This window comes from Sphingomonas sp. KRR8, from assembly GCF_023559245.1.
Classification (GTDB): domain Bacteria; phylum Pseudomonadota; class Alphaproteobacteria; order Sphingomonadales; family Sphingomonadaceae; genus Sphingomicrobium.
The window spans coordinates 47722-73986 of the sequence record NZ_CP097462.1 but is presented as its reverse complement, the minus strand read 5'-3'; the positions used below and the strand labels follow the sequence as shown (position 1 = coordinate 73986).

Below are 26265 nucleotides of genomic sequence, written 5' to 3'. Positions count from 1 at the left end.
ATGACCTTTCCCAAGACCTATCGAATCAAATCGTTCGGCTGCCAGATGAACGTCTACGACGGCGAGCGCATGGCCGAATTGTTGAGCGCGCGCGGCATGGCACCGGCGCAAGGCGACGAGGCCGACCTCGTCGTTCTCAACACCTGCCACATCCGCGAGAAAGCCGCCGAGAAAGCCTATAGCGACGTCGGCCGCCTGACCCGCGAAGATGGCAGCAGGCCGCTCGTGGCACTCGCCGGCTGCGTTGCCCAGGCGGAAGGAGCCGAAGCCCAGCGCCGCTCGAAGCTGATCGACATGGTGGTCGGACCCCAGGCCTATCACCGCTTGCCAGAAATGATTGCGGAGGCGGCTGAAGGTCGCCGCACCGTCGACACCGACATGCCGGCAATCAGCAAATTCGACGCGCTGCCCCGCCGCAAGCGCTCGGGCCCCTCGGCGTTCCTTTCGGTGCAGGAAGGCTGCGACAAGTTCTGCACCTACTGCGTCGTGCCTTACACCCGTGGGGCAGAAATCAGTCGACCCTTCGTCGACATCGTCGCCGAAGCGGAGGAACTGGTCGCAGGTGGAGCGCGGGAGATCACGCTGCTCGGCCAGAACGTCAACGCCTGGGGGTCGGACAATCGGGACCTCGCCGGCCTGATCCGTCACTTGGCTGGGTTCAGCGAACTTGAACGCATCCGCTACACCACCAGCCATCCCGTCAACATGAGCGAAGGCCTGATCGCCGCCCACGCGGACCTGCCCAAGCTCATGCCTTACCTCCACCTGCCGGTGCAGTCGGGCAGCGACCGGATCCTGCGCGCGATGAACCGCAGCCACTCGGTCGACAGCTACCTGCGTACGATCGAGCAGGTGCGTGCCGCCCGCCCCGACATCGCCATCTCCGGCGACTTCATTGTCGGCTTTCCAGGCGAGACCGATGAAGACTTCGAGGCGACGCTACGGATTGTCGATGCCGTGCGTTACGCCGCGGCGTTCAGCTTTAAGTACAGCCCGCGGCCCGGGACACCGGCCGCAACAATGGAGAATCAGATCCCCCAGGCGATCATGGACGAGCGGCTTCAGCGGCTCCAGGCACGGTTGGCAGAGCACAGCACGGCGTTCAATCAAGCGTGCGTCGGTCGAACGGTACCGGTGCTGATCGACCGCGTGGGGCGCCGGCCGGGCCAGATGATCGGCAAGTCGCCTTGGCTCCAGTCGGTGTTCGTCACCACTGATGCGAAGATCGGCGAGATGGTCGAGGTTCGCCTGACGCACGCCCTTCCCAACAGCTTGGGCGGCGAACTGGTCGCGATGGCGGAGGCTGCCTGATGGCCCGCAAGCCCGACCTCGCCGCCATCCCCGAACGCTCGCGGCTGGAGCTGGAATTCGACCAGCCGTACCTGCTGGGACCACTGTTCGGCGAATATGACCGGCATCTGGTCGCCATCGAGGACCGGTTGCACGTCAACATCGCCGCCAGAGGCTCCCGGGTACAGATCGAGGGCGAACCCGACGATGCGGCCCGCGCTCGCGACGTGCTGGTCGGCCTCTACAATCGTCTCGACCAGGGCCATGAAGTCGACATGGCGGCCGTCGAAAGCGTGATTGGCATGGCTGCCCGCCAGCCGAGCCTGGACGGCATCGTCGACGATCGCAGCGAGGTCGCCGCCGCGCCGCGGGTAATGATCCGCACGCGCAAGAAGACAATCGTCCCGCGCTCGACCGTCCAGACCGCCTACATGGAGGCACTGGCCCGCGAAGACATGATTTTCGCACTTGGCCCGGCGGGCACCGGCAAGACCTACCTGGCAGTCGCGCAGGCCGTGGCCATGCTGATCGGCGGTCAGGTCGATCGGCTGATCCTTTCGCGGCCGGCGGTCGAGGCCGGCGAGCGCCTCGGCTTCCTGCCAGGGGACATGAAGGAGAAGGTCGATCCTTATCTCCGTCCCTTGTACGACGCGCTCTACGACATGCTCCCGACAGAGCAGGTGGAGCGGCGCATCGCCAGCGGCGAAATCGAGATTGCGCCCATCGCCTTCATGCGCGGCCGTACGCTGAACGACGCCTTCATCATCCTTGATGAAGCGCAGAACACCACGCCCCAGCAGATGAAGATGTTCCTGACCCGCTTCGGCATGCGCAGCCGGATGGTGATCTGCGGTGATCCCAACCAGACTGACTTGCCGCGCGGCGTGGAGAGTGGCCTCAACGATGCGGTCACCAAGCTCGAAGGCATCCCCAAGATCGCGATGGTTCGCTTCAGCGCCGCCGACGTGGTCCGCCATCCGCTGGTCGGCCGGATCGTGGAAGCCTATGAAGGGCCGGGACGATGAGCCTTGAGATTGCCCTTGATTCCGACGCGGAGTGGGACAGTAGCGAGGGTCCGGACTGGGCCGAGCTTGCCCAGGCCGCGGCCCGTGCCGCCATTGCCGAAAGTCGTTTCCCCGCGCTGGCCGAGGCAGCGCGGCCAGTCGAGCTGTCGGTCCAGCTGAGCGGCGACGAACAGGTTCGCGCGCTCAATGCCGAGTGGCGTGGCAAGGACAAGCCGACCAACGTCCTCTCCTTCCCGCTCGCCGAACCCGATGAACTTGGGGCGGTTGATGCGGACGGCCCCGAGTTGCTGCTCGGCGACATCGTGCTGGCCCGCGGCGTTTGTGCGAGCGAGGCCCGCGAAAAGGGCATTCCGTTGACCCATCACGCCGCCCACCTGATGGTCCACGGCACGCTGCACCTGCTCGGCTACGACCATCATGAGGATGGCGAGGCCGAAGACATGGAGGCGCGCGAGACACGGGCTCTGGCAAGGCTGGGCATTCCCAACCCCTATCCGGCGGAGGAGACCGCCTGATGGCCACCTCACCCGACAATGGCAGCCGCCTGTGGCGCGGCATGCGCCACCTCCTGTTCGGCAACGACGGCGAAGCGTCGCTCCGCGACCAGATCGAGGAAGTGATCGACGAAGCAGAGGAGCATCGCGGCGGCGAGAGCAGCGACCTCAGCCCGCTCGAGCGGCAGATGCTCCGCAACCTCTTGCACTTTGGCGATCGCACCGCGGGCGATATCTGCGTGACCCGAGGCGAGATCATCTCGGCGCGCGCCAGCAGCAACATGGCCGAACTCGCCGCCATCTTCGCCGACGCTGGCCACAGCCGCCTCCCGCTCACGGGGGAAAGCCTGGATGAGGTGGTGGGGATGGTTCACATCAAGGACGTGTTCAACGCGTACTTTGACGCGACGGAGCGCAAGAGCGTGTCCGAGATCATCCGCGAGCCGCTGTTCGTTCCGGAAAGCATGGGCGTCATCGACCTGCTCGCCCGCATGCGTGCTCAGCGGGTGCACCTGGCGATCGTGGTGGACGAGTTTGGCGGGACCGAGGGCCTGGTCACCATTGAGGACGTGGTCGAGGAAATCGTCGGTGACATCGCGGACGAGCATGACGAGGAGGTCCAGCCGATGCTGGCCAAGCTCGACGACGGCCTGTGGGAAGCGGACGCGCGGTGCGAGCTGGATGAGTTGGCCAAGGCGGTCGACAAACGGCTGGTGGCCGAGGACGACGAGGTCGACACGCTGGGCGGGCTGGCCTTCATGCTGGCAGGACGAATCCTGCCGCCGGGCGAAAGCGTCGCTCACCCGAGCGGCTGGCGGCTGGAAAGCGTCGCCGCCGACGACCGCAAGATGCATCGGCTGAGACTCTACGCGCCAGAGCCGGCGGAAGTCGCCGAGGCCTGATTTGAAGATTTCCAGAGTGTCCGCTCAGGCCGAGCGGCGTTGGCACCTGCCGTTCATTGCCCTGGCCTTGGGCTTGGCGTCGGCCTTCGCCTTCCAGCCGGTCGGCTGGTGGCCGCTGATGCCGCTGGCCTTTGCCGGGCTGGCCGAAGTGCTGAGGCGCACGCCGGGCCTGTGGCGCGCGCTGCTGACCGGCTGGCTGTTCGGGGTTGGCCAGTTCGTGATCGGGCTCAATTGGATCGCCACCGCCTTCACCTTCCAGGCGGCGATGCCGGCCTGGTACGGCTGGATCGCGGTGGTGCTGCTGAGCTTCTACCTTGCCGTCTATCCGGCGCTTGCCGCCGGCCTTGGTTGGCGGTTCGGGCAACGCAGCCCGGTCGCGCTGGTGCTTGCGCTGGCGGGCGCCTGGGCCTTGGCTGAGTGGTTGCGCGCAACCATGTTCACGGGCTTTGCCTGGAACCCGGTTGGCGTGACGCTGGTGGATACACCGCTGCGAGGCGCCGCCGCACTCGTCGGCACTTACGGCCTGTCGGCGATCATCATCGGTATCGGCGGCTCAGTATGGCTGCTGCTTCATCGCCGCCGGATTGCCATTGCCTCGCTTGGCGCGTGGGCAGCCATCCTGCTGCTCGCGTCGATTCCCACCGTTCAGGTCGGCCCGTCGCCCTCCGGAGGATATCCGGTCCGCATCATCCAGCCGAACATCGGGCAGGAGCAGAAGTGGCGGCCGGGCCTCGACCAGGAGGCGTTCGCACGGCTTGGCCGCCTGTCGTGGGGCGGCGGCGGTGCCCCTCGCCTCCTCCTGTGGCCCGAGGTGGCGGTTCCGGTGCCCTTCCAGGCCATCGAGCCGGGCACCAAGTCGCCGCCTGTTACCCTGCCCGCCGCCGCGCAGGCGGCCGCTTACCTCCGGCCCGGCGATATCCTGGTGACGGGTGCCGTCGGGCTGGTCGCCAATCCCCGCGGGGAAGTCGTTGGCGAGACCAACAGCGTGATGCCGATCACCGCTGGCGGCCAGATTCTTGGCCGCTACGACAAGGCGCATCTGGTGCCGTATGGCGAATACCTGCCGATGCGGCCGTTGCTGTCGTCGATAGGCCTGTCGCAACTTGCGCCCGGGATCGGCGACACGCAGCCTGGCCCCGGACCGCGCACGCTGACCGTGCCGGGCTTCGGCAAGATGGCGGTGCAGGTCTGCTACGAGATCATCTTCTCCGGCCAGGTGGTGGATCGCCACGACCGGCCCGACTTCATCTTCAATCCCTCGAACGATGCGTGGTTCGGCCGATGGGGTCCGCCGCAGCACCTCGCCCAGGCGCGGTTGCGGGCGACGGAAGAGGGATTGCCGGTCATCCGGTCGACCCCGACGGGGATCAGCGCCCTTGTCGACGCGCGCGGCAACCTCATCGCGTCGCTGCCGTGGCGAACGGCTGGCAAGATCGATGCGACCATGCCGTCGCGAATGGGCGAGACCACATTCGCCCACTTCGGCAACGCCATCCCGCTGACGCTTGCCTTCCTCCTGCTCATCATCGCCATTGGCATCGACGGTTCGCGCCGCTACAGGCGCGGCATATAAAGCTTTCCTTATATCCCGAAATCAGCTCCGCCAGAGCTACGGAGACATATGCGCCAGTCCTACCTCTTCACTTCCGAATCCGTGTCCGAGGGCCATCCCGACAAGGTCGCCGACCAGATCAGCGACGCCATCGTCGACCTGTTCCTGTCGAAGGACCCGGAGGCGCGCATCGCCTGCGAAACCATGACCACCACCCAGCTTGTGGTGCTGGCGGGTGAAATCCGCTGCAAGGGCGTGTTCGAAAACGATCAGTGGGCGCCGGGTGCACTCGAGGAGATCGAGCGAACGGTTCGCGAGACGGTGAAGAAGATCGGCTACGAGCAGTCGGGCTTTCACTGGGATCAGTTCCGCTTCGAGAACAACCTCCACGGCCAGTCAGCGCACATCGCGCAGGGCGTCGATGCCAGCGGCAACAAGGACGAGGGCGCAGGCGACCAGGGTATCATGTTCGGCTTCGCCTGCGACGAAACCCCGGACCTGATGCCGGCGACGCTCTACTACAGCCACAAGATCCTGGAGCGGATGGCCGCCGACCGCCATTCGGGCGCGGCGCCGTTCCTGGAGCCGGACGCGAAGAGCCAGGTCACGCTGCGCTTCGAGAATGGCAAGCCGGTCGCCGCGACCGCGATCGTCGTGTCGACCCAGCACGCCAAAGGCTATGACGAGGGCGCGCAGGAAGCCGAGCTTCACGACTATGTGAAGAAGGTCGTCGCCGACGTGCTGCCCGCCGGGCTGCTCAGCGACGAGACCGTTTATCACATCAACCCGACCGGCAGCTTCGAGATCGGCGGACCGGACGGCGACGCGGGCCTGACCGGCCGCAAGATCATCGTCGACACCTATGGCGGCGCGGCCCCGCACGGCGGCGGCGCGTTCAGCGGCAAGGACCCGACCAAGGTCGATCGCTCGGCGGCCTATGCCGCGCGCTACCTCGCCAAGAACATCGTGGCGGCCGGCTTTGCCAGCCGCTGCACCATCCAGCTGGCCTATGCCATCGGCGTCTCCGCGCCCCTGTCGCTGTATGTCGACACGCACGGCACCGGGACGGTCGGTGACGACCAGCTGGAGCAGGCGATCGGCCGGATCGAGCGGCTGGGTGGCCTCACTCCGCGCGGCATCCGCACGCACCTCAAGCTCAACAAGCCGATCTATGCGCCGACCGCCGCTTATGGCCACTTCGGCCGCAAGCCGGAGGGCGACCTGTTCCCGTGGGAGCGGACCGACCTCGCCGACGAGCTCAAGGCCGCCGTCGCCGCCTGACGGGCGCCGGCATGCGCTCATGACAGCGTACAAGACGGGTGATCCGACCACGCTGAACCGGCTTTACGGCCGGTCGAGCGGGCACAAGCTGCGCGCCGGGCAGGCGGCGCTGGTCAACACGCTGCTGCCGCAGATCGCGGTTCCGGTCGAGGGTGAGCTGACGTCGCGCGCCCTGTTCGGTGACGATCGGCCGCTACATTTCGAGATCGGGTTCGGTTCGGGCGAGCATCTCGCCCACCGGGCCGACCTGCTGCCCGATCATGGGTTCATCGGAGCCGAGCCGTTCCTGAACGGCGTCGCCACCGCGCTTGGCCATGTCCGCGACGGCCCGTTGCGCAACGTCCGGCTGCACATGGGCGACGCGCTGGAGGTTCTGGCGCGGGTGCCCGATGGCGCGCTGACGATGCTCTACCTGCTGCACCCCGATCCCTGGCCCAAGGCGCGTCATGCCAAGCGGCGGATGGCCAATGACGGGCCGATCGATCTGATCGCCGCCAAGCTGAAGCCGGGCGGCGAATTTCGCATCGCCACCGACCACCCCGTCTATCTGGAATGGACCCTGATGGTGATGCAGCGCGAGCGGCATCTGGCGCAGTTCGAGTGGCTGGCGGAGAAGCCCGCCGACTTCCTTGAACCGGTCGGCGGCTGGATCGAGACCCGCTACGGCGCAAAGAGCCGCCGGGAGGGCCGTCGCCCTTATTACCTGCGCTACCAGCGCCGCTGACTTCCCTCCGCGGCGGTTCGTCGCAACCACGGAACGAAGCACCCCTGCCCTCGCTGTAGACGTCTGCGGCATTTTCGCCGCGCGTAGGAGCATATTCGATGCAGGGTCACATCATTTCCGCCGTCTTTGACAGCCGCAGCGATGCCGAGCGCGCCATCGCCGACCTCCGTTCTGCTGGTGTCGACGACAGCGCCATCTCCATCGTCGGCCGTCATGGCGACGAAGAGACGACGGGCGACTCCACCACGACAAGCACCACGGGTGACAGCGACGAGCCGACCAGCTTCATCGCCAAGGCCGCCGCCGGTTCGGGCATCGGCGCGCTGCTCGGCGTTGCCGCGCTCGCCATTCCGGGCGTGGGTCCGCTGGCCGCCGCGGGCGCCATCGCCGCGTCCGCCATTCCGGGCGCAGCGATTGCCGGAACCGCCGTCGGCGCCGCCGCGGGTGGTCTGAGCGACCTGCTCACCAGCCATGGCGTCAGCCACGACGATGCGGCCTATTACAGCGACCGCATCCATCAGGGCGGCATCTTCGTCTCGGTCGATCCCGAGCGGGCGAGCGTTCCGGCCGGACAGATCCAGCAGGTCTTGAACCAGGCCGGCGGTCAAAGCGCAGCCACCAGCCGCGCCGACACCAGCACGACCAGCTACTAAGCGGTCAGCGGGCGGGCGTCAGTCGAAGCAGGCGCCCGCCTGCGCCATCCTCCACCAGATAGACGTCGCCGCCGGGTCCCTGCTCGACCTCGCGGATGCGGGCGCCCATGTCCCACTGGTCGGCCTTGGCCGCCCGGTCGCCCTGGAGGTGGATGCGGATCAGCGCCTTGCCCGACAGCGCCCCGATCAGCAGGTCGCCCTTCCACTGCGGGAACTTGTCGCCGGTGTAGACGATCAGCCCGGCGGGCGAGACGGAGGGATTCCAGAAGACTTTCGGCGACTCGAACCCGTCGTTGGCGCGGTGATCGGGGATGTCCACGCCATTGTAGTTGCTGCCGTTTGACGCGCGCGGCCAGCCATAGTTGCGGCCGGGCAGGATGAGGTTGACCTCGTCCCCGCCACGCGGACCCATCTCATGCTCCCACAAGCGGCCGTCCGGCGAGAAGGCGAGGCCGAGGGGATTGCGGTGGCCGGTCGACCAGGTCTCGGCCGGGGTGCGGTTGGGGCCAGGCCATCGGACGGTTCGCGCCGGGGCTGAGACCGCGGCCTGCGTATCCTCCGGCGGATCGGTGACGGTGACAGTGGCCGCGCCGGTGCGCCCGGCCAGCGGATTGCCGGCCGCGGGTTGGCCGTCGAGGGTGAGGTGGAGGATCTTGCCGAGTGGCTGGCTGGGGTCCTGCGCCGGGGTGAAGCGCTGCCGCTCGCCCGAGGAAAGGAACAGGGAACGGCCGTCGGGGGCGAAGGCGATGCGGCCGCCGAACTGGCCACCCTTGCCGCCCGCGGGATCGCGCCACAGCACCTTGAGGCCGTCGAGCCGGTTGCCGCCTTGGCTGGCCAGCGTGGCGCGGGCGAGCGCGAGGCCGCTGCCGCCGCTGGCCGAGGGCTCGGCATAAGTAAGGTAGACGGCGTTGCTACGCGCGAAATCGGGGGCGGCGACCACGTCGAGCAGCCCGCCCTGGCCGGAAGCGACAATCCGGGGGGCGCCGGAGACGGAAGTCTTGGCGCCGGTGCCGGTGTCGACCAGCCAGATCGCGCCGGCTTTCTCGGTTACCAGCGCCTGGTTGCCGCGTCCGGGCAGGAAGGTCATCGCCCACGGACCCGAGAAGCTGGCGACGGGGGTGACGGTGAATGGGCGGCCGCTGTCCGAGCTCGTCGGCGTCCGCCCCGGACTTTGTGCCGTATCTGCTGGAGCGGGGCCGGAACAGGCACCGATGGCCAGCAGGAGAGTTGCAACTTGCAATGAGCTTTTCCGCATTCCATCCCCATATCGTTGCCGATGAGCCGGCACTTGCCGGTAGAAAGGCCAGCCTTTGACGTCTGTTCCCTTGCTGAGCCTTGCGACCGCGGTTCCGCCCTTCTCGATTACCCAGGACGCGGCCAAGGCGCTGGGGCGCGAGTTGTTCGCTGGGCGCAAGGCACTGTACGACCGGCTGCAGGGCGTGTTCGACAATGCCGGGATAGACCAGCGCAACATCGTCGCGCCAATCGAGTGGTACGGCCACAACCACGGGTGGGAAGAGCGCAACCGGGTGTATCTCGAGGCGGCCGAAGCGCTGTTCGTCGAGGCCGCGACCAAGGCGATCGCGGCAGCGGGGCTGAGTCCGGGCGACATCGACGGAGTGGTGACGGTTTCGACCACGGGTATTGCGACGCCAAGCCTGGAAGCGCGGGTCGGGCCTGCGATGGGTTTTCGTCCCGATGTGCGGCGGGTGCCGGTGTTCGGGCTGGGCTGCGCGGGCGGGGTGTCGGGCCTGAGCACCGCGGCCCGGCTGGCGAGCGCGGAACCCGGCAGCCGCTGGCTGTTCGTGACCGTGGAGACCTGCTCCATTTCCATCCGCCTCGACACCGACGATCCAGCGGCGCTAGTGGCGACGGCGCTGTTCGGTGACGGCGCGGCGGCCTGCGTCGTCGGCGGCGACGCGCCGGGCATCGCGACCATTCGCGACAGCGCCGAGCAGCAGTGGCCGGACACGCTCAAGATCATGGGCTGGCGGGTGGAGGACCCCGGGCTGGCAGTGGTGTTCGACCGCGCCATCCCGCCGTTCGTGAACGACAACCTGGCCTCCGCTATTGATGCCATGCTCGCCAAGTTCGGGCTGGCGCGAAGCGATGTCGGTCGGCTCTGCTCCCACCCCGGGGGCGCCAAGGTGGTTGACGCGATCGAGCAGGCGCTGGAGCTTGGGGCCGGAAGTCTCGACCTCGAGCGTGAGGTGCTTCGGGACCATGGCAACATGAGCGCGCCGACCGTGCTGTTCGTGCTCGAGCGGCTGCTGAAGCGGGGCCTGCCGGACAATACGCTACTGACCGCCTTCGGGCCCGGCTTCAGCTGCGCCGGTCTGTGGCTGGAGCGCCCATGAGCGCGTGGCAGGAGATGTGGTCGAGCGGCGTGCCGCTGTGGCCCGCCATCGCCATCCTCGCCTTCGTCACCCTGCAGCGGCTGGCCGAACTGGTGCTGGCCCGCCAGAACACGGCGCAGCTGCTGGCGCACGGAGCCAGGGAATATTCGCCGGGCCATTATCCGCTGATCGTCGCCGTTCATACGGCCTGGCTGGCGGTCCTGTGGTGGCTTGGCCCCGGCCGGACGATCCACTGGCCGCTGCTGGCGCTGTTCGTGATGCTGCAGCTTGGACGCGTATGGGTGCTGCGGACGCTTGGGCCGCGTTGGACCACTCGGATCATCGTCCTTCCCGGGGCACCGCTCGTCACCGGCGGCCCGTTCCGCTTCGTCAGTCACCCCAATTATCTGGTGGTGATCGGCGAGATTGCCGTGCTCCCATTGGTGTTCGGACTGCCGCTGGTCGCGATCATCTTCACCGCGCTGAACGGGCTGGTGCTGGCGATCCGCATCCGGGCCGAGAACCGCGCACTTTCGCAGGTTGCCTGACTGGCGACCCGCGTCTATATGCATGGCTCCTCCTCACATCGTTGATGCTGGCGAGGCCGCCCGGGTCCCCGAGCGGTCCCGAGGAGGCTTGAACGTGAGGACCGATGGACCTGAACGCGCTGCATGACCTGATCGAGCCCGAGGCAAAGAGCCTTGGCTTCGACTTGGTGCGCGTGGCGATGATCGGCGGCCAATCGGACCCGACCCTGCAGATCATGGCCGAGCGGCCGGACACCCGCCAGCTCGACCTTGGCGACTGCGAAGCGCTCTCGCGCCGCATCTCCGAGAAATTCGACGCGCTCGAAGAGGCGGGCGAAGACCCGATCGACGGTGCTTACCGGCTTGAGGTCAGCTCACCGGGCATCGACCGCCCGCTGACCCGGCCCAAGGACTACACCGACTGGGCTGGCCATGAGGCGCGCCTGAAGCTCGCCCGGGAGGTCGACGGCGCCAAGCAGGTGTCGGGCACCATCGAGGAGATGGAGGGCGGCGAGGTCCGCATCGCGAGCCCCAAAGGCATCCGCGTCATTCCGTTCGACGCCATCCAGTCGGCCAAGCTGCTGCTGACCGACAGGCTGATCAAGGCAACCGCGCCCCTCTCCGCCGAGGGCGCCGACTCCATTCTGACCCAAGAGGACTGAGACGACCATGGCCACTGCCGCGCCGAATGCGCCCACCGCCAACAAGGCCGAGCTGCTCGCCATCGCCGACAGCGTCGCGCGCGAGAAGCTCATCGATCGCGGCATCGTCATCGAGGCCATGGAAGACGCGATCCAGCGCGCGGCCCGCGCCCGTTATGGTGCCGAGAACGATATCCGCGCCAAGCTTGACCCCACCACCGGCGAACTTCGCCTGTGGCGCGTTGTCGAAGTAGTCGAGGAGGTCGAGGATTATTTCAAGCAGGTCGATCTGAAGGGCGCGCAGAAGCTTCAGGCCGATGCGTCGGTCGGCGACTTCATCGTCGATCCCTTGCCCCCGATCGAATTCGGGCGGATCGCCGCCCAGGCCGCCAAGCAGGTCATCTTCCAGAAGGTCCGCGACGCCGAGCGCGACCGCCAGTTTGACGAGTTCAAGGACCGCGTCGGCGAGATCATCACCGGCGTCGTCAAGCGGGTCGAGTTCGGCCACGTAGTCGTCGACCTCGGCCGCGCCGAGGGCGTCATCCGCCGCGATGCGCAGATCCCGCGCGAAATGGTCCGGGTCGGCGACCGCGTGCGGTCGCTGATCCTGCGTGTCGCCCGCGAGACCCGCGGACCGCAGATCTTCCTGTCCCGCGCGCACCCCGACTTCATGAAGAAGCTGTTCGCGCAGGAAGTGCCGGAAATCTACGACGGCATCATCGAGATCAAGGCCGCCGCGCGTGACCCGGGCAGCCGCGCCAAGATCGGCGTCATCAGCTATGACGGCTCGATCGACCCAGTCGGTGCCTGCGTCGGCATGAAGGGCAGCCGCGTGCAGGCCGTCGTGCAGGAAATGCAGGGCGAGAAGATCGACATCATCCCCTGGTCGGAAGACACGGCGACGTTCGTCGTCAACGCGCTCCAGCCGGCGACCGTCAGCCGCGTGCTGATCGACGAGGAAGAGAGCCGGATCGAGGTGGTCGTGCCCGACGACCAGCTCAGCCTGGCGATCGGTCGCCGCGGGCAGAACGTCCGCCTGGCCAGCCAGCTGACCAACAGCCAGATCGACATCCTGACCGAGGCGGACGCCAGCGAGAAGCGCCAGAAGGAATTCGTCGAGCGTTCCGAACTGTTCCAGAAGGACTTGGATGTCGACGAGACGCTGGCCCAGCTGCTGGTCGCCGAAGGCTTCACCAGCCTGGAGGAAGTGGCCTACGTCGAGGCCGACGAGATCGCCTCCATCGAGGGTCTCGACGACGAGATCGCCGGCGAACTTCAGAGCCGCGCCGCCGAAGCGCTGGAGCGGCGCGAGGCCGCTGCCCGTGAGGAGCGCCGCGGCCTCGGGGTCGAGGACGCGCTGGCCGAGCTGCCGCACCTGACCGAGGCGATGCTGGTCACGCTGGGCAAGGCGGGCATCAGGACGCTCGACGATCTGGCCGACCTCGCCACCGACGAGCTCATCCAGAAGAAGCGCCAGGAACCCCGCCGCCGCGCCGAGAATGCGCCGCAGCGGACCGAGGACAAGGGCGGCATCCTCTCCGAATATGGCCTGAACGAAGAGCAGGGCAACGAGATCATCATGGCTGCCCGCGCGCACTGGTTCGAGGACGATGCGTCCGAGCCGCAGGTCCAGGAGGACGCGGTTGCGGACAGCGAGCAATGATCCGCTAGAGGCGCATTCGCCCGAACGCACCTGCATCCTCTCGCGCCGCACGGCGTCGCGGGAGGAGCTCATCCGGCTCGTGCTCGGCCCGGATGGCCAGGTTCATCCCGACGTGCGCGCCAAGGCGCCGGGCCGGGGTGCGTGGATCGGCGTGTCGCGCGCGGAGCTGGAAACCGCGCTGGCGAAGGGCAAGCTTAGGGCGGCGCTCGCCCGCGCGTTCAAGTCCGGCGAGGTAGCGATCGGCGCCGACCTGCCGGAGCGCATCGAACGCGAACTGGAACGCGCCGCGCTCGACCGGCTGGGCATGGAGGCGCGCTCGGGCACGCTGATCAACGGGTCCGACCGGGTGGCGGAGGCGGCGCGGGCCGGCAAGGTCCACCTTCTGCTCCACGCCGCCGATGCGGGCGAGGACGGCAACCGCAAGCTGGACCAGGCCTGGCGGGTGGGTGGCGCCGAGGAGATCGGCCATGCCCGGGGACTCGTAATTCCCGCCTCGCGCACCATCTTGAGCATGGCGCTGGGGCGCGAGAATGTGGTACATGTCGCCCTGACCGATCCCGCCGCCGCCAAGCGCGTGGGGCTCGCGCTCACCCGGTGGCGCGCTTTCATTGTAGGAGAGGCTGGGCTAGGCCGCGGCAACATTGCCGCCGGTGACGGCTCGGCTGACGATTGAGACGAAGGAATTTATGAGCGACCAGACCGACAAGCCGAAGCTGGGCACCCGGCCGCCGCTGGGAATCAAGCGCACGGTCGAGACCGGCAAGGTCAAGCAGAGCTTCAGCCACGGCCGCTCCAACACGGTGGTGGTCGAGGTAAAGAAGCGCCGCATCCTGGGCCGCCCGGGTGAGGCTCCGGCCGCCGAGGCTCCGGAGCCGGTCGCCGCTGCGCCTTCGCCCGCCCCTGCCGCCCCCGCCCGTGCGGCGGCTCCGGCGCCCGTGCAGCGCCGCTCGCCGGTGGACGACATCACCGCCCGCAAGGAAATGCAGGCGAGGCTGCTGCGCGAGGCCGAAGAGGCCCGCATGGCCGCGCTCGAGGATGCGCGCCGCCGCGAGGAGCAGGCCAAGCAAAGCCAGACGGAGGGCGAGCGCCGCCGCCAGGAAGATAATCGCAAGGCCGAGGAAGAGGCCGCGCGCCAGGCCGCCGAGGAAGCCAAGCGCGCCGCCGAGCAGCCGCCGGAGCCCGCCTCGGAACCCGAGGTGCCCGCTCCGGCCGCTGCTGCACCGGCAGCGCCAGCCCGCCCGGCCGGTCAGCAGTTCACGCCCGTCCGCCGTCCGGAATCCAGCGCCCCCGCGCGCCGGCCCGAGCCCGCTCGCCCCGCCTCGCGCGGCCGCGGCGACGATCGCCGTCCGGCTGGCAAGCTCACCGTCACTCGCGCGCTTTCGGGCGGCGATGACAGCCGCGCCCGCAGCCTGGCCGCGCTGCGCCGTGCACGCGAGAAGGAAAAGCGCGCTCACATGGGCTCCGGCCCGCGTGAGAAGCAGGTCCGCGACGTGGTCGTGCCCGACAGCATCACCGTTGGCGAGCTCGCCAACCGGATGAGCGAAAAGGCGGCGGATTTGGTGAAGTCGCTGTTCAAGATGGGCATGATGGTCACCGTCAACCAGGCCATCGACCAGGACACGGCCGAGCTGCTGGTCACCGAGTTCGGCCACAACATCAAGCGTGTCAGCGAGAGCGATGCCGACATCGATACCGCGGCCGACGTCGACGCGGAGGAAACCCTGCAGCCGCGTCCGCCGGTGGTGACCATCATGGGTCACGTCGACCACGGCAAGACGTCGCTGCTGGACGCGATCCGCGGCGCCAAGGTCCAGGCCGGCGAGGCCGGTGGCATTACTCAGCACATCGGCGCCTACCAGGTGCAGGTGCCGTCGGGCGAGAAGATCACCTTCCTCGACACGCCCGGTCACGAGGCGTTCAGCGAAATGCGCGCCCGCGGCGCCAACGTCACGGATATCGTGGTGCTGGTGGTGGCGGCCGATGATGGCCTGAAGCCCCAGTCGATCGAGGCGATCAACCACACCAAGGCGGCCGGCGTGCCGCTGATCGTGGCGATCAACAAGATCGACAAGCCCGACGCTCGCCCGCAGCGGGTCCGCGAGGAACTGCTGCAGCATGAGCTGGTCGTCGAGGAGCTGGGCGGCGACGTCCAGGACGTCGAGGTTTCGGCGCTCCAGAAGACCAACCTCGACGGACTGCTCGAGGCGATTGCGCTGCAGGCCGAGATCCTGGAGCTCAAGGCCAATCCGGCGCGCGATGCCGAGGCAACGGTGATCGAGGCCAAGCTCGACAAGGGCCGCGGTCCGCTCGCCACCGTGCTGGTGGAGCGCGGAACGCTCAAGGTCGGCGACATCTTCGTGGTGGGCGCGGCGTCCGGCCGGGTTCGCGCGATGATCGACGATCATGGCCGCCAAGTGAAGGAAGCCGGGCCGTCGATGCCGGTCGAGGTGCTCGGCCTCGCCGCGGTGCCGTCGGCGGGCGACAAGCTCACCGTGGTCGAGAATGAGGCGCGTGCCCGTGAGGTCGCGGCCTATCGCCAGGGCGTGCTGGACCGCAAGCGCACGACATCGGCGCCGGTCAGCCTCGAGAACATGTTTGCTTCGCGCGCATCGACCACGATCGAGTTCCCGCTGATCATCAAGGCCGACGTCGGCGGGTCCACCGAAGCGATCGTCAACGCGCTCAACCGCCTGTCGACGGACGAGATCAAGGTCCGCATCCTGCAGTCGGGTGTCGGCGCGATCACCGAAAGCGACGTGACGCTGGCGGCGTCGACGGGGGCGCCGATCATCGGCTTCAACGTCCGTCCCAACGCCAACGCGCGCCAGACGGCCGAACGCAACAAGGTCGAGTTCCGCTATTATGACGTCATCTATCACCTGACCGATTGGGTCCGGGAGGCAATGGGCGGCCAGCTCGGTCCGGAGATCATCGAGACGGTGGTCGGCCGCGCCAAGGTCCAGGAAGTGTTCCCGGCCGGCAAGCGCGACAAGGCCGCGGGTCTGCTGGTGCTGGAAGGCCAAATCCGCAAGGGTCTCAACGCCCGCCTCACCCGCGACGACGTCATCGTGTCCAAGACCACCATCAGCTCGCTGCGCCGGTTCAAGGACGACGTGGCCTCGGTGGTCGCGGGCCTCGAGTGCGGCGTGCTGCTGGCGGACACGAACGACATCAAGGCTGGCGACAACCTTGAAGTGTTCGAGGTCGAGGAACGGGCACGGACACTGTGAGCTGCCCAGCGTAAGCAAGCGGAGCGAAGCGAGCGCAGCTTACGCGAGAGACAGCGAACGGCGGACGGCCTGCGCGAAGCGACAGGACCGACGACTCGGGATTTACTCCCGCGTCGCTGCCGCGGAGGGTAATATGAGGAAACAGGAAACCACCGAAGGTCGTTCGGTCCGCCTGCTGCGCGTGGGTGAGCAGGTGCGCCACGTGCTGAGCGAAATTCTCAGCCGCGGCGACGTGCATGACGAGACGCTGCAGAGCCACCTCGTCAGCGTCACCGAAGTGCGCATGTCGCCCGACCTGCGTCACGCTACCGTGTTCGTGAAACCGCTGCTCGGCCAGGACGAGGACGTGGTGCTGAAGGCGCTGCGCACCAATACCGCTTTCCTCCAGCGCGAGGTCGCGCACCGGGTGCGGACCAAATATGCCGCCAAGCTCAAGTTCCTCGCCGACGAGAGCTTTGACGAAGGCAGCCACATCGACCGCATCTTGCGCTCCGAACATGTCGCACAGGATCTTGGCGAGGAGTGATCGCACTCGCGGAGCCGATGGCGGGTGAGAATTGCACCGCCCTACCCTTCAGCGAAGATCATCGCGCCGCGCTCAAGGCGGCCTGCGGGGAAGACGCGGACATCTGGCCGATCTACTCGGTGAGCTGCGATCCCACCCATTTCGACGGCACCATCGATGCCCTGCTGGCGCGGCCGGATGCGGTGACCTTTGTGCTGTTCGACGGTGACGAGCTGGCCGGAATGTCGAGCTTCCTGCGCATCGACGAGCGCAACAAGGTGCTGGAGATTGGCTTCACTTACTATCGGCCGCCCGCGCGCGGCACGGGGCTCAACCGCCGCGTGAAGGACATGATGATCCGCCGCGCGTTCGACGTCGGCTTCCGCCGCATCGAGTTTCGGGTCGACCGCCGCAACCTGCGCAGCCAGGCGGCATGCCGCAAGCTCGGCTTCGTCCGCGAGGGCATCCGCCGCGCCGACACCATCACCTGGACCGGCCACGTGCGCGACACGGTCATGTTCAGCGTGCTTCCGGGCGAATGGCCAGTGTGAATGTCCGCTATGGGTGGAAAGCGGACGCGGCTAAGGGTAGCTCCGCGACATGCGCAGCCCACCGGCAACCCTTCACATGTTTTGCGGCATCATCGCCTCTGGCAAGAGCACGTTGGCGAAGCAGTTGTCCGAAGATGGCTGCACGGCAGTCGTCAGCGAGGACCGCTTACTGTCATCCCTCTACCCCGGCGAGATAAGAACGGTTCAGGACTACGCTCGATGCGCAGGCAGGCTTCGGAATGCGATAGGTCCTCTCATCGTTCATCTGCTCTCGGAGGGCGTGTCTGTTGCCCTCGACTTTCAAGCGAACACAAAGGATGCACGCGCTTGGATGCGCAGTCTTTTCGAAAAAGCTGGCGCTCAACACAAGTTGGACCACATCCAAGCGCCTGAAGACGTCTGTTTATCTCGTCTTCAGCAGCGGAATGCGAGCGGCACACACGAGTATCAGGTTAGTGAAACCGACTTCCGCATTTTCAACAGCTTCATAGTGTCGCCGACCCCCGAAGAAGGTTTTGACATCGTCGTCCACCACTTCAGCTGAAGTCCGCAAGGGGTCGGAGGCGGACATTTCGGCTGAAAGTCCGCAACGGGTCGAAAGCATACCCTTCGATCACCATTACATCACCCCGGACCCGGGTGGCTAACAGGCGCGCGATTGGCCGGAAGTGGGCCGCTTGCCGCACGAGTGACTAGCCGGCCTATTTCGTTCCTTCGAAGCAGACGCCAGCGGCGACATACATGCCGCGCTCCTCCGGGATGAGAGCAGAGAATTCGTTAGCGAGAGCAAGGAACTGCTCGACCTTGTTGTTATCAGCGAACTTCTTCAACTGCGTCGCGGATGCGAACCATCTCATCGTGTTCGCGAAGCCAGTCTCCCACCAGATCTTACGATCACGGAACATGTTGAAGATCAGTTCCATGCCGTAGGGCGTGACGTTGAAGAAGTGCTGCCCTTCGCTGTGGATGGGTTGCATGAACGCAGCGTCCGCCAGTGCAGACCCGCCAGGCTTCAGAACGCGGTGGATTTCGCGACCCATGCGCAGTGGGTCCGTGACATGCTCCAGGACTGCCGAGCTGTAAACGAAGTCAACAGTACCAGCTTTGAAAGGCAGGGCTGTTCCGTCTCCGAAGATGTCGGGCTCATCGAAGGCTGAGTATTCGAGGTTGATGTACCTTGGATCGGCGAGCTGGCGACGGCCGCCGCCGACGTCCAGAATGACGGCGTCGGCGTGGAGCTGCCTGGAAAACTCGAAGAAGCGAGGTCGAAAGCTGCCTCCCCGGTTGCGCGCCTTCAACTTGGAATAAGTCGGCGTCACAAGAACTTTCCCATACTCGACGATGCCGTCGAGCAGGACTTGAGAACCTTGCGAATTTGGGTTCTTGCCGACAGCGGTAATTCTTACATCGAGGCTGAGATTGTCAGGATTGTCTATGTAAACGCGCTTCGAGATGTTGTTTTCTTCGTTGTAGAGGTCGACCCTGCAAAACTCGTCCCCGTTGACCTGGACTCTGGCCAGGCCCGACCAGCCGTGGGCGTTCAGAACCAACTCGACCTTGCTGGCAGTGCTGGTGAACGCCACTGCTGCGTCAGGATCGCCGTCGTCGAACCCCTTCAGATAATCGTCGAGTTCAAAAAGCTTGCCGGACCAGCGAAGCCGATCGCTGAAGGAACTTATATAGGTCCCTTCCGGTACGCGCGCTTGCGTAGGACCGTTCTGGTCCAGGCTGGAGCGCTCCTCGGCGGTGACGTCGCTGAAGTTCACGAAACTGAATCGAAAGGCATCAAGCCTCGCCCACACCTTGCCGCGCGAATCCTCGAGCCACCCTTCGTAAGGCTCATCGCCGGCGAAGCTCGTGGTGACGAGCGCAAGGCCTTCTTCCGTGCCGGGCACGGACAGAAGGTCGACCAGTTTACTGGGTTGCATAGTTCATTCAGTCAGAGGCGTGTGGGAAGGGCTCGGCGAGGCGTTCAAGTGCCTGCTGGAGGCCGAAAAAGTCTTGGGCGGGCTTGGCCGAACGGAGGCCGGATCGCAATGATATACTGAGCTTCGAACGCTCTGCGTTCGGGGCGATCGCAGCCGATGAGGTCGAACAAGTCCCGAACCTTGAACATCGCATCCTGCGAGCTTCCCGCGTCGAGAATTGGAACGTGCGCGGGGGCCGGGCCGCCGCGGGATGCGCACTGAGACCCGGATTGTGTTCTGCGCACCACAGTGTGCTGTTTTGCGCGCACGGAGGGCAATGTGGGTTCAAAACTTTAACCTGGTTGAGTAACGGGCCGCCGCTGGCGATGTACGCCAGACAAGACACAGGGGCATTTTCATGAACAATCTACATCTCGTCACCGCGCTTGCCGCGGTGACCGTCGGCGCGCCGGTCATGGCGCAGGATACCGCGGCGGCAGCCGAGGCACCCCACGGCGCGCGCATCGAAGCGGTTGTCGGGGTGGACCATGTCCGTCTGGACCTGCGCGACTTCGGTCTTGGTCACGTGACCGATGGCGGCCTGCTGTACGGCGTCGGCGCGGGTTTCGACTTTCCGGTCGGCGATGCGGTTTCGGTCGGCGCGGACGTCGAGGCTTCGGACTCCACGCTCAAGTTCGGCGATAGCGGCGTTTACGTGAAGTCGGGCCGCGACCTTTATGCCGGTGGCCGGTTCAGCTTCGCGATCGGCGAGGGTTCCAACGTCTACGTCAAGGCGGGCTACACCAACGCGCGTTTCAAGGCGACTGACGGCACGGACAGTGCCTCGGGCAATGGCGACGGCTTCCGCGCCGGCATCGGTGCGCAGGCGAAGCTGATGGGCAAGACCTACGCGGGTCTCGAGTATCGTTACTCGAACTACGAAGGCGGCCTGATTCGCCATCAGGGCGTGGTCGTGATCGGCACGCGCTTCTAAGTAATAGTGCAACATGGAAGAGCGGGGTGTCCCTGTTGGGGTGCCCCGCTTTTCTTATGGCAGCGTGCCACCGTGAGCGGTCTGGCTCAGCGGCCCGTCAGGCGCTCGCGCAGTTCGCGAATTTCCCATTGGTCGTTGCGGCTGAGCGGTAGCAGCGGTTCGACCGCGGCGAGGAGCGTTGGGCCAAGGGCGCGCTTGGCTTCCTCGACCCGCCTGAAGGCCGCCTCGCCGTCGCCGCGCACCATGTCGGCGCTCGTCGCCTGGGTCGCGAGCGTCTCTTCGGCGAGCACGATCAGCGCGAGTTGCGCCTGAGCGTATTCACGGATCCGCTCAGCGGGTCCGGGGCCGCTCCGCTGGCACAGCGCGGCCAGCCGCTGGCCGCGCAGGTCCTGCGGGAAGCCGCCGGCATCGAGGATGGCCAGCGCCTCGGCATGGGCGGTCCGTTCGGCGACCAGCCACTCCTCCGCCTCCTCGGTCCCAAAGCGGAGGATGCCCATCACCACCAAGGGCGCGACCGCAAGCGCGCCGATCATCGCCAGCAACGGCCGGTCGGGAAGCTGGTTGAAGAGGAGGTGCAGCGCCACCGCGGCAAGATAGCCGGGCAGGAACCACCAAAAGCGAAAGTCGAAGTCATCGGCGTTGCCGCGCGTTTCCTGCTCGGCAAGCTCGTGCGCGATGGCGGCGAACACGGCGAGCGTCGTGCCATGCATCACCGCGGTGCCGAGGCCGCGAACCAGCCAGACGCCGACCGCGAGCTCCGGGAAGCGCAAGAGGTAGAGCATGTTTTCGATCACCGAGAAGCCAGCCCCGACCGCGAAGCCGCTGATCACCGCGTCGAGCTTGAAGCCGATGCGGTTCACCCGGAACAGCAACACCATGGCGGCGCCCTTGATGGCCTCTTCGATGAACGGGGCGATAAACCGGCTGTAGAAGGAGAAACCCAGCGGAAGCGCATCGATCAGCCGTCCCGCGACCGGGTAGGATAGGGCGGCGGTGATGGCGCCGAGCCCGAGCAGAACGAGGATCTCACGCACCCGCATCAGCTTGAACGCGTCCAGCCAGACGAACAGGCAGAGAATGGCGAGGACCGGCAGAAGCGCGACCAGCCAGTGGACGAGTGAGCCCGCCATCACATGATCTTCAGGCTGATCATGGTTTCGGTGCGCCCCTCCCCCTGGCGCCCAAAACCATGGGCCGCCCCCACCGAGATGATCATCGGCAGCCGGAGGGCCACGGTAAAGTTGAGGTCGAGCTGCCCGCCGACGGTTCCAAACCGGCGATTGCCGCCCAGTGGATCGCGGGTCAGCAGGGCGCCGCCAAACACCGCCGGCCGAAGCGAGGACAGGAAAAAGGCCGGCGCTCCGACCTCGGCGAAGCGCAGCGGCGGCAGGTTCACTTCGCCGATCAGCTTGGCGTAGCGGCGGGCAGCGATCTGGTCGATCTCGAAGCCCGGGAAGGACTCCGGCTCTCGGTATCGTTTCTCGGAGCGGTTATCGACATAGTTGTTGCGGAAGCTGCCGAAGTAGAAGTTCGAGAGTGGCGAAGCGGCATTGCCCCAGGCGCTGCCCGCCGCGACGTAAGCCCAAGCCGAGCTGTTGGGCAGCGGCAGCGGCACGCCGACGTCCATGCTTGCCGCAAGCTTCGGGCTGGTCACGCCCCCGCCCCGGTCCACGCCCCCGCTCAGCTGCCAGGCCAGGCCCTTTTCGCGGTCGACGCTGCCGAGGCTCTTGCGCAGGCTGTGGTAGCGCAGCCCGGCCTCGACGCTGACGATGTTGCGCGGGCTGACGATGTTCTGCGCGCCCGGCAGCCGGTCGAGGCCGAGGTAGACCCCGCCATTGCCGAACAGTTCGAGCTGACGCGGCGGGTCGTAGATAAGGCTTCTCACATATTCGGCGGTGACGATGTCGCCCTTTCGGCTGCGCTCGACCGGGCCGAACAGGTCATAGAAGTCCGCGCCGTTGTGGCGATAGCGAAGCTTCCAGTTGAGGGTCCGATATTGGAGGTCGAGGTGCAGCCGCTCACCGCCGCGGGTCTGGTGGCCGAGTGGCGACACGCCGACGGTCGCGGTCACCTGGCGGAACTGCATCGGGTCCTCCCAATGGAAGAGATAGCCCGCGACCGGCGTGCGCCGGTAGCCTTCGATGATGGGATAGGCGCTGGCCAGACGCATGCGCTTGCCCGGATCGTATCGCCCGCGCTGCGTGATCAGCGGTTCGAGGTCGATCCGGGCGGGGGAGCCGACGCCCCATTGCTCAAGTTCCGGATGGGCGCGGACGACCTTGGTGCCGAAAAGCTGGATGGTGCCGAGGTCCTTCTGCACCTCCGGCACGATCCGCACCGGCCGCAGCCCCTGCCCCGAATAATCATAGACGATCAGCGATCCGTCCGGCTGCGGCAGCGGACGGAAGAAGCCGGTCGAGGCGTTGCTCACCACCTCCCACTTCGCCGTCGAGAGGTCGAAGCGGTAGATGTTGGAAACGCCGGTGTAATAGCTTGAGCCGACGAGGGCCTTGCCGTCGGGGGTGAAGACGAAGCCTTCGGGCGTGGAGGGCGGCAGTTCGAGCCGCGTGACCTCGATCGGACCAAGGCCGTCCTGCAGTTCCGGCCGCTTCCACACGCGCACCGACTGCTTGCCATCGATCTCCCCGAAGCTGGCGGAGACGAGGCTCCCGTCCGGCGAGATGTCGAGGTCGAACGGAATCTGCCCATAGTCGAAGGTGTGGACTTGGTTGAAGGAGGCGTAGGGCGCCGGGATGCGCACCAGCGTCGCATACCCGTTCTGGTGGCGGATGCCCCACAGAGATCGATCAGCCGGGTTCAGCACCATGTCACCAATTCGCGCATCCTTCAGCAGCATGCGACGCGCACCGGTGTCGACGTTCAGCGCAATGAGGTCGCGGAAGGCGTAATTGTCCTCGGTGTAGAAGACGGTCCGCGCTTGCTCGTCGAAGGCAAGGCTGGTCACCTTGTACAGCATCATGCCCTTGATCTCACGCAGCGGGCGAAGCTTGCCCGTGGCCAGGTCCATGGCGCCGACGAAGCCGATCCGGCCGGGATAGCGGAAGGCGGCGACCAGGCTGTTGGTGCGGGTGTCGACAAAGCCGCGTGAGATGGAGCCAAGTCCGCGCGGGCTGAGCGGGGTCACCTGCGTCAGCGAAAATTGCGCGAGGCGGGCGAGGTTCTCGCGCTGGAACCGCTGCTCGCTGGAAAGCCATTCGTTCCAGACCTGGTCGAGCGGCTTGCCGAACACCTGGCGGAAGCGGGTGGCGTAGAAGCCCGCGCTGCCGTCGGGCCGACGAAGCCAGTCGACGGCGCGTTCGGGGCCATAGGTCAGCGCCAGGTAGGAGAAGAAGCGGGTGCCGTAGAGGTAGTCGTTGACCCCCACCTGATAGTCGACGCTGTTGCCTTCGCTTTCGAGGCCCAGCGGCGAGTAGAGCCGCTCGCCATCGCGCACCTTGGCGCGGAACACCATCTCGTCGAACGCGCCCTGCGCGCGGCCAAGACCGCCGGCCATCCAGGTTTCGAAGAAGACCGCGCTTCCTTCCAGATACCAGCGCGGCACGTTGGTGCGCGGCGTGGTCAGATAGTTGTAGAGGATGGACTCGGGATGCTCCTGAAGCGGCATCGGCTTGCCGTGGAGCAGCCGCCGCCAGCGGGCGTCATGGCGGTTCCAGACGTCCATGGTGGCGACGTGCGCCAGTTCATGGTTGATCAGCGTGAAGAAGCGCTCGCCGGGCGTGAAAGTCTCGAAGCTCTGGCTCAGCGGCGCGACATCGAGCAGCACCGCATTGTTGGGAGAGGCCCGGGCGCCGGCGTTGCCGTAGTCGCCGAAGTCCTTGAGCAACACGGTGGTGCGGTCCCACGGCTGCCAGCCGAACTTGCGCTTGTGAAAGGCGATCGCATTCTCGAACGAGCGGCCGAGGTAGGGCGTCAGGAAGGTCTGGACCGGATCGAAGTAGAGGAGCGAGAAGTCCTTCGTCTCGAGAGTCGATAACGGGATGCCTGAGGCATCCTGCGGGACGCTCTTCACTTCCTCGGTGGGTGCCGGTGCCGGTGCGGGCGGCGGGCCGCCAGTCGGTTCGACCAGCGTGGTGGTTGGCGGCGTCGGTGGCGGCGCTTGCGGTGCGGGTGCCTGCTGCGCGGCGGCCGGAAGGGCCACGCCCGCAAGCAGCAGGCTGCTGAGGCGCAAGGCGACCCGGACGCGACTGCCTGCCCCCAACCTGTCCCCCTCTTATGGGCGGGGCGGGCGCGCAGGCCCGCCCGTTCCACTCACTGCCGAGCCGTCGCCTCCGCCAGGCCTCCGCTGCGGAGCGCCGCGGCGAAGCTCGGGTTCATCGCCAGCGCGGCAAAGGCCGGATTATGCCCAAGCGCGACGAGCGCGTCGGCGTTGCGCGCCAGCGATGCCACCGCCGCCGGTTGCCGCGCCAGCGCCGCGAAGGCCGCCGGATTGCTCGCCATCGCCGAGATCGCCTGCGGGTTCTGGGACATGGCCTGGAGCAGCTGCGCATTGGCCTGTCCGCTGGCCGCCATCTGGGCCGCGGCGGCCGAGGCGTTGGCCGCTTGCGCGGACAGCGCCGCGCTAGCGGCGGCGTTGGCATTGCGGGCGAGCGAAGCGAAGGCCGCCGAGTCCCTGGCCATGGCATTCAGCGCCGCCGCGTTGGTCGCGTAGCGGAACATCTGCGCATTGGCGGCCAGCGACTGAAAGGCGGGCGCATTACGGGCAAGCGCGTCGAACACGTTCGACTTGGCCACCGCCGCCATGGCCTGGTTATCGGCCGCAAGCCGGGCGAAGGCCGCTGCGTCCTGCTGCATGGCTTGCGCCTGCCCCGATCGCGCGGCGGCGGCGAAGTCGGCGCCGCGCCCGGCGAACTGGGCGAAGGCTTGCGGGTTCTTGGCCATTACCAGCAGTGCCTGCGGGTGATTGGACAGCGCCGCGAACGCCTGTGCGTTCTGCGCCAAGGCAGCGAACAGCTGCGGACTGGCCGCCATCGCGCCGAAGTTGCTGGCGTACTGCGCCAGCGTTCCGGCCGCGCCCATCGCATTGGCGGAGTTCAGCTGCGCCGCCAGGGCGGCTGCCTGGTTGGCGGCGAGGGCCAGCGCTTGTGCGTTGACGCCCATGGCGGCGAAGGCCTTGGCGTTCTGGGCCATGGCATTGATCGCATTGCCTTGGCTCAACCTGGCCATCGCCTGCGAATCCGCCGCAAGCCGGGCGAAAGCCGCGGCATCACCACCGACCGCCGCCACCGCTTGCGGATTGCGAAGCGCGGCGGCGACACCGGCTGCGCGGCTGTAGTTGGCAAAGGCATCGGCGTTGCGCGCGATGGCGGAGAAGACCTGCGGATGCGCCGACAAGGCCGCGAAGGCTTGCGCGTTCTGGGCCATGGCGGCGATGGCCGCGGCCCGGCTGGCATCGGCCTGGGTGGCCGCCGCGCTGATCGCATTGGCGTCACGCACGGCCGCGGCGAAGGCAGCGGGATCAGCGGCAAGCTGCGCGAAGGCCTTGGGATTGGCGGCGATCGCCGCCATCGCCTGCGGGTTCTGAAGCGCAGCCTGGAAGCCGGCGTCACGGGCCAGTGCCCGGAAAGAGGAATCGCGGGTCAGCAGGTCGAAAGCGTCGGTCTGCATCAGTTGTGCGACCGACTGGTCGCCCAATTGCACGTCCTTGGCGCCGACCTGCGCCGAGACATAGCGATCGGCCGGTGCGATGGTGCCTGCGGACGGGCCCTGCGGGGGATAGATCCGACCGACGCCATAGGCCCCGACCGCGACAGCGGCGATGATCGCCCCGGTGGTCCAGTATCTGGAATTGCTACGCGGAACAGAGACGCGGTCACTACGATCAACGGTCACGGTAGCGTTCACGACGCACCTCCCTTTGTAGCTGGGCGGTAGTTTACGCTACGTTAACCACGAGTCAATGAACCCCAGAAATTCGCCAAAAGTGGGTGCCTCCGACCGAGAGCTGGGGGCGAGAATGCGACCGCCTTTCC

The 26265-nt window shown here is 66.8% G+C and carries 23 protein-coding genes; 18 read left to right on the top strand and 5 right to left on the bottom strand.

The annotated features are described in order from the left end of the window. From miaB to M8312_RS00275, 8 genes are all read left to right on the top strand, one after another. Positions 1–1311, top strand: a complete 1311-nt coding sequence (gene miaB, locus M8312_RS00310; RefSeq protein ID WP_250118417.1) for a tRNA (N6-isopentenyl adenosine(37)-C2)-methylthiotransferase MiaB — start codon at positions 1–3, stop codon at positions 1309–1311. Beyond that, complete coding sequence (locus M8312_RS00305; protein ID WP_250118416.1) at positions 1311–2315, top strand: PhoH family protein; 1005 nt, start codon at positions 1311–1313, stop codon at positions 2313–2315. The genes miaB and M8312_RS00305 overlap by 1 nt, the downstream gene beginning before the upstream one ends. Beyond that, complete coding sequence (ybeY, locus tag M8312_RS00300; RefSeq protein ID WP_250118415.1) at positions 2312–2830, top strand: rRNA maturation RNase YbeY; 519 nt, start codon at positions 2312–2314, stop codon at positions 2828–2830. Before M8312_RS00305 ends, ybeY begins: the two co-directional genes overlap by 4 nt. Further along, positions 2830–3711: a hemolysin family protein gene (locus tag M8312_RS00295; RefSeq protein ID WP_250118414.1), complete on the top strand. Its 882-nt coding sequence runs from the start codon at positions 2830–2832 to the stop codon at positions 3709–3711. Before ybeY ends, M8312_RS00295 begins: the two co-directional genes overlap by 1 nt. A 16-nt stretch (positions 3712–3727) precedes the next feature. Beyond that, positions 3728–5284, top strand: coding sequence for an apolipoprotein N-acyltransferase (gene lnt / locus M8312_RS00290; RefSeq protein WP_250118413.1), 1557 nt, complete (start codon positions 3728–3730; stop codon positions 5282–5284). A gap of 48 nt (positions 5285–5332) precedes the next feature. Next, entirely contained in the window at positions 5333–6544 is a 1212-nt protein-coding gene (gene metK / locus M8312_RS00285; protein WP_250118412.1) for a methionine adenosyltransferase, read from the top strand. A 19-nt stretch (positions 6545–6563) separates the two neighbouring features. After that, positions 6564–7268, top strand: a complete 705-nt coding sequence (gene trmB / locus M8312_RS00280; protein ID WP_250118411.1) for a tRNA (guanine(46)-N(7))-methyltransferase TrmB — start codon at positions 6564–6566, stop codon at positions 7266–7268. 98 nt (positions 7269–7366) lie between these two features. Continuing rightward, on the top strand, positions 7367–7921 hold the full coding sequence (locus tag M8312_RS00275; RefSeq protein WP_250118410.1) for a hypothetical protein: 555 nt from the start codon (positions 7367–7369) through the stop codon (positions 7919–7921). 4 nt (positions 7922–7925) lie between these two features. Here the strand turns inward: M8312_RS00275 and M8312_RS00270 are convergent, their stop codons facing one another. Next, positions 7926–9161 carry a PQQ-dependent sugar dehydrogenase gene (locus M8312_RS00270; protein ID WP_250118409.1) on the bottom strand — a complete coding sequence of 412 codons (1236 nt, stop codon included), beginning with the start codon at positions 9159–9161 and terminating at the stop codon, positions 7926–7928. Positions 9162–9246: 85 nt separating this feature from the next. Between M8312_RS00270 and M8312_RS00265 the strand changes: the two genes are divergently transcribed. The 9 genes from M8312_RS00265 (at position 9247) to M8312_RS00225 (ending at position 17918) form a co-directional block, all read left to right on the top strand. After that, entirely contained in the window at positions 9247–10278 is a 1032-nt protein-coding gene (locus M8312_RS00265; protein ID WP_250118408.1) for a type III polyketide synthase, read from the top strand. Continuing rightward, complete coding sequence (locus M8312_RS00260; RefSeq protein ID WP_250118407.1) at positions 10275–10805, top strand: isoprenylcysteine carboxyl methyltransferase family protein; 531 nt, start codon at positions 10275–10277, stop codon at positions 10803–10805. The genes M8312_RS00265 and M8312_RS00260 overlap by 4 nt, the downstream gene beginning before the upstream one ends. A gap of 104 nt (positions 10806–10909) precedes the next feature. Continuing rightward, on the top strand, positions 10910–11446 hold the full coding sequence (rimP, locus tag M8312_RS00255; protein WP_250118406.1) for a ribosome maturation protein RimP: 537 nt from the start codon (positions 10910–10912) through the stop codon (positions 11444–11446). Between the two features lie 7 nt (positions 11447–11453). Then, positions 11454–13088 (top strand): transcription termination factor NusA, encoded by a 1635-nt coding sequence (nusA, locus tag M8312_RS00250; RefSeq protein WP_250118405.1) that lies wholly within the window; start codon positions 11454–11456, stop codon positions 13086–13088. After that, a complete protein-coding gene (locus M8312_RS00245; RefSeq protein ID WP_250118404.1) occupies positions 13069–13761 on the top strand; it encodes a DUF448 domain-containing protein in 693 nt (230 codons plus the stop codon). Before nusA ends, M8312_RS00245 begins: the two co-directional genes overlap by 20 nt. 13 nt (positions 13762–13774) lie before the next feature. Beyond that, positions 13775–16318, top strand: a complete 2544-nt coding sequence (gene infB / locus M8312_RS00240; RefSeq protein ID WP_250118403.1) for a translation initiation factor IF-2 — start codon at positions 13775–13777, stop codon at positions 16316–16318. A 133-nt stretch (positions 16319–16451) separates the two neighbouring features. After that, the gene (gene rbfA, locus M8312_RS00235) at positions 16452–16844 is read left to right on the top strand and encodes a 30S ribosome-binding factor RbfA (RefSeq protein WP_250118402.1); all 393 of its coding nucleotides are present in this window, start codon (positions 16452–16454) and stop codon (positions 16842–16844) included. Continuing rightward, positions 16841–17374 carry a GNAT family N-acetyltransferase gene (locus M8312_RS00230; protein ID WP_250118401.1) on the top strand — a complete coding sequence of 178 codons (534 nt, stop codon included), beginning with the start codon at positions 16841–16843 and terminating at the stop codon, positions 17372–17374. Before rbfA ends, M8312_RS00230 begins: the two co-directional genes overlap by 4 nt. Positions 17375–17423: 49 nt before the next feature. After that, positions 17424–17918, top strand: coding sequence for a P-loop nucleotide/nucleoside kinase family protein (locus M8312_RS00225; protein WP_250118400.1), 495 nt, complete (start codon positions 17424–17426; stop codon positions 17916–17918). A gap of 157 nt (positions 17919–18075) precedes the next feature. Here M8312_RS00225 and M8312_RS00220 read toward each other — a convergent pair whose 3' ends face one another. Continuing rightward, positions 18076–19269 (bottom strand): methyltransferase domain-containing protein, encoded by a 1194-nt coding sequence (locus tag M8312_RS00220; RefSeq protein WP_250118399.1) that lies wholly within the window; start codon positions 19267–19269, stop codon positions 18076–18078. A gap of 430 nt (positions 19270–19699) precedes the next feature. Here M8312_RS00220 and M8312_RS00215 point away from each other — a divergent pair, with 430 nt between their 5' ends. After that, a complete protein-coding gene (locus tag M8312_RS00215) occupies positions 19700–20275 on the top strand; it encodes an outer membrane protein (protein WP_250118398.1) in 576 nt (191 codons plus the stop codon). Between the two features lie 86 nt (positions 20276–20361). On the opposite strand, the gene M8312_RS00210 is transcribed toward M8312_RS00215, so the two are convergent. The 3 genes from M8312_RS00210 to M8312_RS00200 are packed head-to-tail and all read right to left on the bottom strand — an operon-like array spanning position 20362 to position 26137. Beyond that, positions 20362–21405 (bottom strand): PrsW family intramembrane metalloprotease, encoded by a 1044-nt coding sequence (locus M8312_RS00210; protein ID WP_250118397.1) that lies wholly within the window; start codon positions 21403–21405, stop codon positions 20362–20364. Further along, positions 21405–24494 (bottom strand): TolB family protein, encoded by a 3090-nt coding sequence (locus M8312_RS00205; RefSeq protein ID WP_250118396.1) that lies wholly within the window; start codon positions 24492–24494, stop codon positions 21405–21407. The genes M8312_RS00210 and M8312_RS00205 overlap by 1 nt, the downstream gene beginning before the upstream one ends. A 50-nt stretch (positions 24495–24544) precedes the next feature. After that, positions 24545–26137: a hypothetical protein gene (locus M8312_RS00200; protein WP_250118395.1), complete on the bottom strand. Its 1593-nt coding sequence runs from the start codon at positions 26135–26137 to the stop codon at positions 24545–24547. Between the last annotated feature and the right edge of the window lie 128 nt (positions 26138–26265).